This window comes from Cutibacterium nasicola, assembly GCF_051303185.1.
Classification (GTDB): domain Bacteria; phylum Actinomycetota; class Actinomycetes; order Propionibacteriales; family Propionibacteriaceae; genus Cutibacterium.
In genome coordinates, this window is the sequence record NZ_JBPPGE010000003.1 from 171,523 (window position 1) to 184,679 (window position 13,157).

Sequence of the window (13,157 nt, forward strand, 5' to 3'; positions counted from 1 at the left end):
ACCCGGCATCGGGCCGACCACGGGTCAGCGCACCGACGTGTTGGCGGCCCGCTCAAACTGCGGTCCGAAGTGAACCCGGGCAGCGATGTCGGCCACGATCTCGTCGGAGTCCTCATCAGTCTCGGCGAAGGCCTCCATGTCGAACTCGCCCAGACCAGCGTCGGCAAGCATGTCGCCGTCGCCCATGGTCTCGGGGTCATCGTCGGGGTCGGGGATGTCCTCGCCCAGGAAGTCGGCGACGTCACGAGCAATCGGCCAGTCGTTGGCCTGGGTGGCGTCGGACAGGAAGACCTGCACGTTACGACCGCGCACCCGGACGATGACATAGAACTGGTGGTCGATGGAAACCATGCCAACGGCCCCCGCATCGGCGGGAAGACGACGCAACTGGGTGATGAGCTCGTCAAGGTCGTTGGCCAGCATCGGCTCCATGGGGACTGCGATGCGCTCGCCATCATCGTTGTAGAGGGCTACGACGAAGTCGATCTCGTCCTCGCCGGCATCCTCGAGGTCGTCGTCGTAATCGTCGTCATCTTCGTCGTCGTAGTCGTCCTCGGGCAACTCGTCGTACTCATCGAGATCGTCGTAGTCATCGGCGTCATCGGCGTCGAAGGACTTGACGTTGTCGTCGGGGACGAACTCGTCATCGCTGAACCGGGACATGACGACCTCCTTGGGGGGCGAACGCCTCCATCGTTGCAGACATCTGGCCGCGGAAACAGTCGCAGGGTCGATTTGAGCATGAACTTGTCAGTGGGTGGAAGGTTCGGAACGCCGCCGAGGGGGGTTGTCCCGGCTGTTATCGGCGAAATCTGCCACGAATTGACCGGATCAGACCATGGCAACGTTATCATCGCGATTTTGTGGCAGATTTCGCTGATGTCTCGGGGCGTGGCTGTTGTCGAACCCACTCCCCACACCCCGAATCCTGTGACCGAGTGCCGCCAATTGCCCCTCATGTGCGAGGGTTGGTCCCGTGGAACTCAATGTCATGGATCATCCCCTCGTCTCCCACAAGCTGACCCTGCTGCGCTCGGTGGATACCCCCAGCCCGGTCTTCCGCCAACTTGTCGAGGAGCTCGTCACCCTCATGGCTTACGAGGGCACCCGCGAAGTGCGCATCGAGCCGACCACCGTCACCACCCCGCTCACCACCACCGAGGGCGTTGCCCTGGCTCGCCCCAAGCCGCTCGTCGTCCCGATCCTGCGCGCTGGCCTGGGAATGCTCGAGGGTATGATGCGCCTCGTCCCGTCGGCCGAGGTCGGCTTCGTCGGCATGGCCCGTGACGAGGAGACCCTCCAGCCGATGACCTACGCCGAGCGTCTTCCCAACGACCTGTCCGGTCGTCAGTGTTACGTCCTCGACCCGATGCTCGCCACCGGCGGTTCCCTGGGCGGCACCGTCGAGTTCCTGGTGCGCCGTGGCGCCGACCACATCACCTGCCTGTGTATCCTGGCCGCCCCGGAAGGCATCGAGAACTTCCGCAAGCTCGTCAGCGACCTTGACGTCCCCTGCCACCTCGTCGTGGCGGGCGTCGACGACCACCTCAACGAGCACGGCTACATCGTCCCCGGCCTCGGTGACGCCGGCGACCGTCTCTACGGGCTGGCCGAATGACGCGACTTCGGCCCGACGACCTGCGTGGTCTGGCAACCCTGCTGGGTTCCCCCGACCCCGGCGACGTCGTCCCGCCGTGCTGGCACTGGGTACTCCTCCTCGACCTGGTGGACCCAGCCAACCTCAACGAGGACGGGTACACGATCGACTCCCCGATCACCCCGGAACCGGGCATGACGAGGATGTTCGCCGGTGGCCGGGTGCGCACCATGACCCCGCTCACCCTCAACCGCGAGACCACTCGCACCACCGAAGTCGCCTCAGTCACCGACAAACAGGGTCGTCGCGGCCCTCTCCACTTCGTGACGATGAGATCCTCCTGGGCCCAGGAAGGCCAGGAATGCCTGGTCGATGATCAGGACTACGTCTTCCTGCCTGCCCAGTCCCCCAACCCCTCTCCTGAGGGCGCCGGCCAGACCGACGGTGACGGCTTCCTGGCCACCGAGCCCCTGCTCGTGACCTTCTCGGCTCTGACGGCCAACCCGTACCGCATCCACTGGGACCGCGACTTCTGCCGCCGCAACGGCCACGACGGACTGGTCGTCCACGGGCCGCTGCAGGCCCTCCTCATGGCCCAGACCCTCAGGTACGAGGACTTCATCGGCAAGGAGTTCTCCTACCGGTTCCGGGCTTGCGTGACCGCTCCGACCCGCCTGACGGTCAGTGTCGCGGACAGCCAGGCCCAGGTGCGTCGCCCCGACGGCACGGTCACTGCGACAGCAACCCTCAAGGAGTTCTGACACAGCGGGCTACTCACCCATGCGCTCCACACAGTTCCTGGATCAGGAGCCTCCAGAGCACCCTCCCACGCGGCGAGCGACCTCAGTTCGCCAGCCCCTCAACGACCTCGGCCCCGGGCAGGGACACCAGGTCAGCCCCACTGACGATGAGCTTGGAGCTGCGCAGCCCCGACCCAATGCACACGGCCTTGGCCTCGGCAACGCGCCGGTCGATCCAGATCGGCCATTCAGCGGGCAGACCCACCGGGGTGATTCCGCCGTACTCCATCCCGGACATACTGACGGCCTCGTCCATGGGCGCGAATGACGCCTTGCGAACGTCGAGCTTCTTACGCACCACCTTGTTGACGTCAACCCTTGTCGTCGCGAGGGCGAGGCAGGCGACGTACTTCTCGACGGCACCGCGCTTGCCCTTGACGATGACGCAGTTGCCACACGTCTCGGGACCCTCGCCGAAGGCCTCGCACAAGGCGTCGGTGTCGGCAATCCCAGGATCGATGCTGAATACGGCTGCCGACGGCAGCTCGGCGGCCCGACCGGCGACCGTCACGGCCAGCAGCTCGGGATGATCAGCAGCGGGCAGGTGTTCAACGGAGTCGTACATGCGACCCACCGTAGTCACCGCCGATCACGCCATGGGACCACCTCTCACACCACGGACGGATACCGTTGACCGTGGTTGTTTCGACGACAAGGAGAACGATGACCGACGACACGACGGCAGCAAACGGCGGTTCTCGCCCGAATGCCAACGATCCAATTCCCACCGATTACGCCGACCGTGCCAAGGGTATGGGCGTCTCGCTCATTGACGGTGGCGCCGCGTTTCGGGTGTGGGCGCCGCACGCCGAGGCCGTCGCCGTCACCGGAACCTTCGACGACTGGGCAGCCCAGCCCACGGGAGATGAGGCCGACGCCGAGAAGGTTCGCTCAGCGAAGTTCCAGCTCGTCAGCGAGGACAACGGCTACTGGTACGGCCAGGCGGCCGGTGCCACGGTGGGCGACGAGTACCGCTTCGTCCTCATCACCGGCGACCAGGTGATCTCCCGCATCGACCCCTACGCCCGCCATGTGACGAGTTCGATCGGCAACGCGATCATCACCGATCCAGATGCCTATGACTGGGAGGATGACGACTTCACCGCCCCCACCCTCAATGAGATGGTCATCTACGAGATGCACGTCGGCACCTTCTTCGACAAGGATCCCGACGACGACAAACCTGCCACCCTGGACACCATCGAGGAGAAACTCGACCATCTCGTCCACCTGGGCGTCAACGCCATCGAACTCATGCCACTCATGGAGTTTGCCGGCGACTACTCCTGGGGCTACAACCCCGCCCACATCTTCGCCGTCGAGAGCGCCTACGGTGGCCCGGAGAAACTGCGTGACCTGGTCAAGGTGTGCCACCGGCACGGGCTTGCCGTCATCATCGACGTCGTCTACAACCACTTCGGCCCCTCGGACCTCGACCTGTGGCAGTTCGACGGCTGGAGCGAGAACGGCAAGGGCGGAATCTACTTCTACAACGACTGGAAGTCCTCGACGCCGTGGGGCGACACTCGTCCTGACTACGGTCGCGGCGAGGTGCGTGAGTTCATTCGTGACAACGCCATGATGTGGCTGGAGGAGTTCCACGCCGATGGTCTGCGCTACGACATGACCCCGTACATGCGCAGCGTCGATGCCGACGAGATGAACATCCCCGACGGCTGGAGCCTCACCCACTGGATCAACACCGAGATCCGCGAGCGTTTCCCACGCGCCATCACCATCGCCGAGGACCTGCACGGTGAGCCCAAGGTCGTCTCGACCGCTGACGACGGCGCCGCCTTCCATGCCCAGTGGGACAACCATTTCGTCCACCCGATCCGCGCCGCCGTCATCGCCGCCTCCGACGAGGCCCGCAACATGGACGCCGTACGCGATGCCGTCGAGTTCTCCTACGGTGACGCCTTCTCCCGCGTCATCTACACCGAGTCCCACGACGAGGTCGCCAATGGCTCGGCCCGGGTGCCCCAGGAGGTCGACGACGGTGACCCGACCGGTTACTACGCCCAGAAGCGCTCCACCCTGGGGGCAGCCCTGGTGCTCACTTCACCTGGCTTGCCGATGATCTTCCAGGGCCAGGAGTTCCTGGAGGGCGAGTGGTTCCGCGACACCGTCCCGCTGCACTGGGACCAACAGGACGAGTTCACGGGAATTTTCCGCATGTACAGCGACCTCGTCGGACTGCGTCTCAACAAGGAGGGCCGCACCAAGGGGCTCACCGGCCAGCATGTCGACACCCTGCACCTCAACCCGGACACCCACGTCTACGCCTTCCACCGCTGGGCTGACGGCGGGGCCGGCGACGACGTCGTGGTGGCGGTCAACCTGGATTCCAAGACCTGGGGCGAATACACCATCGGGATGCCAGCCGCCGGTCGCTGGGGGACCAGGCTCAACTCGGACGCGAAGGTGTACTCGGATGCGTTCGGTGGGGTGGACGTACCTGAGTCGTTCGACGCCGTCGAGGACGATTACGACGGCCACCCGGCCTCGGCGACCCTTGTCCTGCCACCGTACAGCGCGATCATCCTGTCGCGCGATTAAGGCCGTCATCACACCGATACGTGCGACGACAACAGCGTCGCCGGGGCGGAGGGACGTCACGACGATTCTCCCTGCCCTTCTTGCGTCCGAGCTTCCTTCTCTGTTCGATTTGTAGTTGGGACCACGAGGTCCATACTTTTTGGAGTGAGTCGCAGACATGGACGGCAGGCAGTGGCAAAGGCCACCCAGCCGATCAGTGATCCTGAACCGATCCGAGCCATGAAGCCAGAACTGGCCTTGGCTGCGTTGGGAATCGTCTTCGGTGACATCGGCACTTCAGTGCTCTACTCCCTGCAAACGGTGTTCTCCATGGAGAATCATGCCGTTCGCCCTACCCACGGTGACGTCATGGGGATAATCTCGATGATCTTCTGGTCGATCCTGCTGGTGGTGTGCGTCAAGTACGTCATCGTCGTGATGCGCGCCGACAACGACGGCGAGGGCGGCATCCTCGCCCTGATGGCCTTGGTGCGTCGCCTCTTGGCCGGTCACAAGAGCACCGGCATGACGGCATTGCTGCTCGGCATTATCGGCGCCGGCCTGTTCTACGGCGATTCCCTCATCACCCCGGCAATCTCGGTGATGAGCTCGATGGAGGGCATCACCGTCGCCAATCCGGACGCCGAGAAGATCGTCCTGCCAGCCTCTGTGGTCATCCTGACGATCCTGTTCATCGTGCAGAGACGAGGGACGGCGGTCATTGGCAAGGCCTTCGGGCCGGTGATGGGTGTCTGGTTCCTCACCCTGGCGGCCTTGGGAATCCCGTGGATCATCAGCAAGCCCTTCATCATCACGGCCCTGTCCCCGCACTGGGCGATCCTCTTCACCGTCGAGCGTCCCGGGATGGCCTTCATCGCGATGGGCGCAGTCGTCCTGACAATCACCGGCGCCGAGGCCCTCTACGCCGACATGGGTCACGTCGGCGCCCCGTCGATCCGGCTGGCCTGGTTCGCCGTCGTGCTCCCCTGCCTGCTCATCAACTACCTGGGACAAGCAGCTATGATCCTCGAGCACCCCGACTGGATCGACAATCCCTTCTTCCGGCTGGCTCCCAACTGGGCGACGATCCCGCTCGTCGTCATCGCCACGATGGCCACCGTCATCGCCTCCCAGGCCGTCATCTCAGGAGCCTTCTCCATGAGCTCGGAGGCGGCCCGTCTGGGACTGTTGCCGCGCCTGAGCGTGCGTCACACCTCGAAGTCCGAGGGTGGCCAGATCTACATCCCGGAGATCAACTCGATCCTCTTCGTCGGTGTGCTGGCGCTGATCCTCATCTTTCAGACCTCGACGACGCTGGCCACCGCCTACGGCCTGGCCGTCACCGGTACCTTCCTGCTGACGACGAGCTTGTTCCTGGTGCTGGCTCATCGCGCGTGGCACTGGCCAATGTGGGCCCTCGTCGCCTTCGGTGTCGTCGTCGGTGGCGTCGAGCTGTCAATCTTCGCCGCAAACCTGCTGAAGATCGCGTCGGGCGGCTGGATTCCGCTGGTGTTCGCGACCGTCGTCATCGCGATCATGACGACGTGGCGACGTGGTAGCGCCTACATCGCCACGCAGAGGCAGAACGATGAAGGCCGACTGGACGACTTCCTCAACTGGTTCCACGAGACCGCGCCGACCCGCGTGCCCGGACTAGCTGTCTACCCGCATCCGGGCCGGGCGACGACCCCGTTGGCCATGCTCAACAACCTCAGGTTCAACCACGTGCTCCACGAGCACAACGTCATCATCTCGATGGTGGTGGAGAACGTCCCACACGTGCGTCACGTCAACCGCATCGAGAAGGTCGATCTCGGCAGACCGACCGACGGCATCATCCACATCGCCTGTCACGTCGGATTCGCCGACTCCCAGGACGTCCCGAAGGCACTGGCCCTGGCAGCGGACAAGTGCCCGGTGATCAAGGAACACCTCGACGACGCGATCTATTACCTGTCGTTGGTCGACGTGAAGTGTTCCGAGCCGAAGCAGGGGGCGAGGATGGCCGCCTGGCGCAAGATGCTCTACGTGGGTCTTGCACGCAACCAGGCTGACCGAACGCGAGTATTCCGCATTCCGCGCACCCGTGCAGTGGTCATGGGCGAGGTCGTCGATCTGTGACGATCTGGTGCTGGGGTCAGTTCTCCGCCAGGACCCGCTGGGCGGTTGCCGGGTCATTGGTGATGACGGCGTCGACGTCAAGGGTTTGGGCGGCACGCAGGTGGTCGGGTGCGTCGAGGGTCCAGGTACGCACGGCGAGGCCTGCGTCGTGGAACTTGGGGACGTCGTCGCGATCGGCCAGGAGGTGGGCTCCCGGGTGGACGGATTGGACGTCAAGGTGACGGGCGTAGTCCCAGGGATCGACGATGTCGTCGGCATAGAGAATGGCGCGTTCAACCGAGTTGTGGGTGCATTCGGCGACCTCGGCCATGCAGCGGTGATTGAACGACGAGATGACGATGCGGTCGGCCATGTCGTGGGCGTCGATGGCACGGGCGACAGCCTCGATGAGGCCCGGGTAGCGCTCGACGCTGTTCTTGAGCTCGATGTTGAGGCCGAGTGTGGTCGGGGCCAGCAGATCCAGGACCTCGTCGAGGAGAGGAATCTGGACGCGCGGGTGGTCGGTGTGAGCAGCGTTGAGGGAACGGACCTGGTCAAGGGTCATGGAGACGATGGCGCCGTGTCCGTCGGTGGTGCGATCGACGGTTTCGTCATGACAGACGACGACGTGGCCGTCACTGGTGAGTTGAACGTCGAGTTCGATGCCGTCGGCGCCGAGGTCGATGGCGTTCTGGAAGGCGGGGAGGGTGTTTTCCGGAAACTGCAGGCTCGAGCCGCGATGGGCCCACACGGTCGTCATGTGGTCATGATGCCACCGACATCGACCTGGGCGACGGAGCCGGTACGCTGAATGGCATGGTTACGACCGGTATCGTGCTCATCATTCTGTACGCCCTGGCCATTGTTGTGCCGATCGCGCTGTTCATACTTGCCCTGTTGTCGATCCTGGGTTCAGGGATGCTGACGGGTTCCGGGAAGCTGATCTGGACCGTGGTGTGCTTCTGTTTCCCGGTCGTCGGACCGATCGTGTGGTTCATCGCGGGGAAAAAGAGAGCGTTGAGCTGAGTTCCCAACCAGAGGACATGGTGCACACGTCGTGCCAACGGGCGCCAGTGGGGCGTTGAGGCTGCGACGTTGTCGCAGCCTCAAAAAACAACGAGACCCCGCCATGAAGGCGGGGTCTCCATCTTGCGCGCCCGGAGGGATTCGAACCCCCAACCTTCTGATCCGTAGTCAGATGCTCTATCCGTTGAGCCACGGGCGCTTGGCACTGCGCGCGTTGGTAAACGCTACAACGCTCGATCCTGCAATGCAAACTCGAGGGCCTCCGGCCCCTTCACACCCGCTGGAACAGCGGATTTGAGAGCCATCAGCACCTGCTGTCAAACACCTCGACGACGCCTGACGGCTGCGCTCCAGGAATGCACGCGCCCGGCGCCCCCGCAAGGGAGCCACCGGGCATCCGCGGAGGTGGCGGGATTTGAACCCGCGATGGGATTACCTCCCAAACCCGCTTAGCAGGCGGGCGCCATAGACCTGACTAGGCGACACCTCCAAGTGCCGTGTCAGCCTACCGTCTCAACCCCCTTCCCTCCAATTCCAACCCTCCTTCGTCCCATCCGCATCCATATGACAACGCCCCGACAAGCGCATCCAACCGCGGTTCTCCCTGCGCGCGTTGACAATTCGCAACCACCTCGCCAGCCGGTCTCACGTCCCATTGGTGCCAACGGTTACCATGGGGTCCGCCCCATCGACATGCGCGGAAAGGGATGAGCATGGCTGACGAGTCGCACGGCGCCAACCCGCCGTCTCCACGTCACGCCGCCAACCCGGACTGGATGAACGATCCGGAGGCTTACGAGGACACCCACGTCCTGAAACGAGCGGACCTCGAGGCCGCGGCGCCGCAATCCCGTTCCTTCCCGCGCCCGCGTCGCTCGGCCACCGAACCTCCCATCAACACCCCACAGCCCCCCAGCAAGCCGCAGTCTCGTCCCACCCCCGCCCGTCGCGCAGCGTCGTCATCGCCGGCAAACCGGGGGCGACGCACCCCGTCACGGTGGAACGAGGAGGCCAGACGTAACCACGCTTTCCGCACCTGTCTGGGATGGACCGCCCTGGGAGCGATCATTCCGGGGCTGACCCTGTCTCGCAGTCGCACTCCGCGTCTCCGGGTCGCCGGCCTGACAGTCATCGGTCTGCTCCTCATCACGCTGACCATCGCCGTCTTCTTCGTCCTGGCGAATCCAACCGTCGCAGCATCCGTCGTCGTACGGCCGAAACTGCTCACCGCACTGACCTGGGGACTCCCGATTCTGGCCGTCGCCCTGGTCGCCCTGCTGACCTTCTCCCACCTGGACCTTCGCCCACGCGGCATCACCCGAGGACAACGATGGTTGTCGGCTGTCCTCGTCACCGCGCTGTGCATGACCATCGCGACCCCATTGGCCGTCGCCGGGCGTTATGCCTACGACGAGGCGAACATGCTCGGGCGGATCTTCACGGACAAGCGCTCCGGCACCCGTCCCTCCATCGACTACAACCAGGACGTCAAGGCCATCTGGGCCTCCAAGCCACGGGTCAACGTTCTGCTCGTCGGCGCTGACGACACCCAGGCGCGCAACTATCGCGCCGAGAACTCCATGAACACCGACACGATCATGGTGGCGTCGATCAACACCTCCAACGGTGACACCTCGATCTTCCAGATCCCGCGCAACACCGCGAAAATGCCCTTCCCAACTGATTCGCCGCTGCACACGGACTTCCCCAATGGCTTCGTCGGTGAGGACGGTGACGGCCACAACCCCGACTACATGGCCAACGAGATCTGGTCGACGGTGTCGGCCCACTACGCCGATCACATGGGCGAGACTGACTACCCGGGCGCTGACGCCCTCAAACTGGCCACCGGCGAGGCCCTCGGCCTCAAGATCGACTACTTCGTCATGCTCGACATCGACGGCCTTCAGAAACTCATTGACGCCCTCGGCGGCGTGACGGTCAACGTCAACGAACGTCTGCCCATCGCCGGCAACACCGAGGGCAAGAAGCCCGACGGCTACCTCGAGATCGGCTCCGATCAGCACCTCGACGGCTACCACGCCATGTGGTACGCCCGGTCACGCTCGGAAAGCACCGACTACGACCGTATGGGACGTCAGTCGTGCCTCATGAAGGCTGTTCTCGACCAGGCCAGCCCCCAGACCGTCCTGATGCGCTTCGAGTCGATTGCTGACGCCTCAGGCCAGATGGTGGTCTCCGACATCCCGCAGGGTATGCTGCCAGCCTTCGTCGACCTGGCCATCAACATGCGTGACGCCAACATCAACCGCGTCGTCTTCACCAACGGCAAGCACGGGTTCGTCTCGGCCCATCCGGACTACGACCTCGTCCGCAAGCAGGTGAAGGCCGCCATCAATGGCGTCTCGAAGTCCAAGAACAAGAACAAACCAGTGACGGGTGCCTCGGCCGCAAGGCCCAGCAAGCGCGCCACGCCGAAACCGACCCCGAACGGGTCGAAGAAATCCGCGCACAGCGCCACCCCGAGCCCCTCGCCGACCAACCAGGACGTCTCCCAGTCGGTGACTGACGCCTGCACGTACAACCCTCGTCAGCCCTGACGAAAAGCGCTTTGGTACAGCTCACAACGGGTCTCGCCCGCGTCTGACAGCGAGCGGGCGAGACCCGCCGGTCAGTGCTGCGGGGCCGCGGTACTCCCCCGGACGATCAGCGGAGCCGGCACCATCTCGGAGGTGGAATCGCAACGAGGCCCCTGCAACCGAGACATGAGTTCCTCGGCGAGACGCTGACCGATCGCGGCAAAGTCCTGACGCACCGTCGTCATGGTCGGCCACACCACATTGCCCAGGACGTCGTCGAATCCCACCACGGACATTTCGTCAGGCACCCTGACTCCCATGTCCAGCAGACCGATGATGATTCCCGCCGCCATCTCGTCATTGCTGGCCACCACCGAGGTCGCTCCAGCAGCCTTGAGGTAGCGGGCAGCCTCACGCCCTGACGACGCCGTCCAGTCCCCGGTGATGACGTCGGGAATCACACAGGCGTTGGCTTCCAGGCACTCCTGCCAGGCCTGACGGCGCACCGCAGCCTGATGGGAGTAGCTCGGTCCGCTGACGTGATGGACGGTTCGGTGCCCCAGGGCCAGGAGATAGTCGACAGCAGCGCGCACTCCAGCGGCCTGGTCACACCCGACCGTCGGGAATCGACTGCACGGCGAGCCAGCCATGACGACCGGGGTCTCCGGCGGTACCTCGAGCTCGTCAGGTCGATCGAGCTCAAGACCCTCGATGATGAAACCGTCGACCCGACCGGACATCCGCTTCATGGCGTGCCCGTAGGCTCCGAGGGGGTCGTCGGTGGACTCGAGGCGGTCCAGGACGACGGCGAAGTCGCTACGCCGAGTGGCGTCGACGATGGCCTGCACCGTGCGCAGCTCGCCGGTGCGGGAAAGATCCGTGGCAAGGACGCCAATCGCGCTCGTGCGTCCCGAGCGGAGGCTGCGAGCGGCAGAATTGGGCGAGTACCCCACCCCGGCCATGGCCTTGAGGACCTTCTCGACGGTCTGCGGTCGGACCGCATCAGAGTGATTGACGACGCGCGACACGGTCTGCTGGGACACCCCGGCAGCTGCGGCGACATCGTTCATCGAGGGTCGGGACGATCCCCGGCGCCGTTGCTCGGTCATCACAACGTCCTTCACGACAGCGAGCCATCTGCGGGCATCCGGCTCGCCACCGCATCTACCGTCGGACAGGCGTGCAACTGGCGAATCATGCCCCACATCATTGCAACCGGAGCGCGGCAGGGCCCGGGGTGACGACATAGAGATCAGGTGGTATGAACCCTGCGTCGCGGAAAGCCTTGAGGACCTGCGTGGCAGCCTCGTTGCGGACGTCGCGGTCGACCAGGGCGATGGCACAACCACCGAACCCACCACCGGTCATCCGTGCGCCGAGCACCCCGGCCGCGCGGGCTGCGTCAACGGCGGTGTCCAGCTCGGGGCACGTGACCTCGTAGTCGTCGCGCAAGGAGTCGTGGGAGGCGTCCATGAGCGGCCCCACCTCGCGGATGCGTCCGGCGTCGACGAGCTTGACGAATTGGGTGACGCGGTCATTCTCGGTGACGACGTGACGAACGCGGCTGGCCATCTCCTCGTCGTCGAGGGCTGACAGTGCGGCGCCGAGGTCGCCGACCTCGCGCAGGCTGGCGACGCCGAGGATGCGGGAGGCGTTCTCACAGGCACGACGGCGTGCCTCGTACTGGCCGTCGACGAGGCGGTGGGGGGCGCGGGTGTCGATGACCAGGAGTTCCAGGCCGGCGGCGTCGAGGTCGAAGGGGACCTGGCGAACCGACCAGTCATCGCAGTCGAGGAGGAGGGCGTGGCCGTCGGTGGTGCGCAGCGATGCCGTCTGGTCGAGGCCTCCGGTGGGAGCTCCGACGACCTCGTTCTCCGCGGCGCGGGCGGCATTGACGAGGTCGGTGCGGCCGGCGTCAGAGTCGGACAGGCCGAGGTCATAGAGATCCGCAAGGGCCAGCCCGACGCCACACTCGACAGCTGCCGACGAGGACAGCCCTGCCCCCAACGGGACGCAGGTGACAAGGGCAGCCTCGAAGCCACCGACCTCGTGGCCTGCCTCGCGCAAGGCCCATGCGACGCCAGCGGTGTAGGCCTGCCAGCCATTGACGGACCCGGGAGTGATCTGGTCAAGGTCTCCCTTCCAGGAGAGGATGGAGTCGGCAAGCTGGGAGACGAGAACAACCTTGTCGTCGTCTCGGCGTCGGGCGGCGACGTAGGTGCGATGAGGCAGGGCGATGGGCAGGCAGAAGCCATTGTTGTAGTCGGTGTGCTCGCCGATGACGTTGATGCGACCGGGGGCGGCCCAGACGCCGTCGGGGGTGTCGCCGATGTGCTCAGCGAAGAGGCCGCGGGCGCGGTCTGCGCCTTGCTCAGTCGACCAGGCCGTGCCGATCGCGATGGTCTCGGGATCCGCCGCGAGGGCGTCAGTTGTCTGCGACATGAGTGGCTCCTTTGCCCGTCAAACCCTTGTTCGTGAGGAAGACTGTACGCCGCCGACGACGATGGCCACGGATCGGCGGGTACTTCGCTCACCCAAAATGTTAACGTACTCATC

At 64.8% G+C, this 13,157-nt stretch carries 11 protein-coding genes and 2 tRNA genes; 6 read left to right on the plus strand and 7 right to left on the minus strand.

The features are described from left to right. Nucleotides 1-24: 24 nt before the first annotated feature. Nucleotides 25-663, minus strand: coding sequence for a tRNA adenosine deaminase-associated protein (locus ACSJJT_RS06485; protein WP_435917514.1), 639 nt, complete (start codon nucleotides 661-663; stop codon nucleotides 25-27). Nucleotides 664-991: 328 nt separating this feature from the next. Between ACSJJT_RS06485 and upp the strand changes: the two genes are divergently transcribed. Together upp and ACSJJT_RS06495 are read left to right on the plus strand one after the other, a co-directional pair. Then, nucleotides 992-1,618 carry a uracil phosphoribosyltransferase gene (upp, locus tag ACSJJT_RS06490; RefSeq protein ID WP_435917694.1) on the plus strand — a complete coding sequence of 209 codons (627 nt, stop codon included), beginning with the start codon at nucleotides 992-994 and terminating at the stop codon, nucleotides 1,616-1,618. After that, entirely contained in the window at nucleotides 1,615-2,358 is a 744-nt protein-coding gene (locus ACSJJT_RS06495) for an HTD2 family dehydratase (RefSeq protein WP_435917515.1), read from the plus strand. Before upp ends, ACSJJT_RS06495 begins: the two co-directional genes overlap by 4 nt. Nucleotides 2,359-2,440: 82 nt before the next feature. On the opposite strand, the gene ACSJJT_RS06500 is transcribed toward ACSJJT_RS06495, so the two are convergent. Next, on the minus strand, nucleotides 2,441-2,962 hold the full coding sequence (locus tag ACSJJT_RS06500) for a YbaK/EbsC family protein (RefSeq protein ID WP_435917516.1): 522 nt from the start codon (nucleotides 2,960-2,962) through the stop codon (nucleotides 2,441-2,443). A gap of 98 nt (nucleotides 2,963-3,060) precedes the next feature. On the opposite strand from ACSJJT_RS06500, the gene ACSJJT_RS06505 reads away from it, so the two are divergent. Next, the gene (locus ACSJJT_RS06505; protein ID WP_435917517.1) at nucleotides 3,061-4,956 is read left to right on the plus strand and encodes an alpha-amylase family glycosyl hydrolase; all 1,896 of its coding nucleotides are present in this window, start codon (nucleotides 3,061-3,063) and stop codon (nucleotides 4,954-4,956) included. A 219-nt stretch (nucleotides 4,957-5,175) separates the two neighbouring features. Further along, nucleotides 5,176-7,056, plus strand: a complete 1,881-nt coding sequence (locus tag ACSJJT_RS06510; protein ID WP_435917695.1) for a potassium transporter Kup — start codon at nucleotides 5,176-5,178, stop codon at nucleotides 7,054-7,056. A 16-nt stretch (nucleotides 7,057-7,072) separates the two neighbouring features. Here the strand turns inward: ACSJJT_RS06510 and ACSJJT_RS06515 are convergent, their stop codons facing one another. Continuing rightward, a complete protein-coding gene (locus ACSJJT_RS06515; RefSeq protein ID WP_435917518.1) occupies nucleotides 7,073-7,795 on the minus strand; it encodes a glycerophosphodiester phosphodiesterase family protein in 723 nt (240 codons plus the stop codon). 56 nt (nucleotides 7,796-7,851) lie between these two features. On the opposite strand from ACSJJT_RS06515, the gene ACSJJT_RS06520 reads away from it, so the two are divergent. After that, nucleotides 7,852-8,061, plus strand: coding sequence for a PLDc N-terminal domain-containing protein (locus ACSJJT_RS06520; RefSeq protein WP_435917520.1), 210 nt, complete (start codon nucleotides 7,852-7,854; stop codon nucleotides 8,059-8,061). A 126-nt stretch (nucleotides 8,062-8,187) separates the two neighbouring features. Here the strand turns inward: ACSJJT_RS06520 and ACSJJT_RS06525 are convergent. Both ACSJJT_RS06525 and ACSJJT_RS06530 read right to left on the minus strand, forming a co-directional pair. Next, nucleotides 8,188-8,260: transfer RNA gene (locus ACSJJT_RS06525), tRNA-Arg, on the minus strand. Between the two features lie 201 nt (nucleotides 8,261-8,461). Further along, nucleotides 8,462-8,551, minus strand: a tRNA-Ser gene (locus tag ACSJJT_RS06530). 223 nt (nucleotides 8,552-8,774) lie between these two features. On the opposite strand from ACSJJT_RS06530, the gene ACSJJT_RS06535 reads away from it, so the two are divergent. Next, nucleotides 8,775-10,622 carry an LCP family protein gene (locus ACSJJT_RS06535; RefSeq protein WP_435917521.1) on the plus strand — a complete coding sequence of 616 codons (1,848 nt, stop codon included), beginning with the start codon at nucleotides 8,775-8,777 and terminating at the stop codon, nucleotides 10,620-10,622. 71 nt (nucleotides 10,623-10,693) lie between these two features. Here the strand turns inward: ACSJJT_RS06535 and ACSJJT_RS06540 are convergent, their stop codons facing one another. Together ACSJJT_RS06540 and galK are read right to left on the minus strand one after the other, a co-directional pair. Further along, entirely contained in the window at nucleotides 10,694-11,671 is a 978-nt protein-coding gene (locus ACSJJT_RS06540; RefSeq protein ID WP_435917696.1) for a LacI family DNA-binding transcriptional regulator, read from the minus strand. Nucleotides 11,672-11,807: 136 nt separating this feature from the next. Continuing rightward, nucleotides 11,808-13,043, minus strand: a complete 1,236-nt coding sequence (gene galK, locus ACSJJT_RS06545; protein ID WP_435917522.1) for a galactokinase — start codon at nucleotides 13,041-13,043, stop codon at nucleotides 11,808-11,810. Nucleotides 13,044-13,157 lie beyond the last annotated feature (114 nt).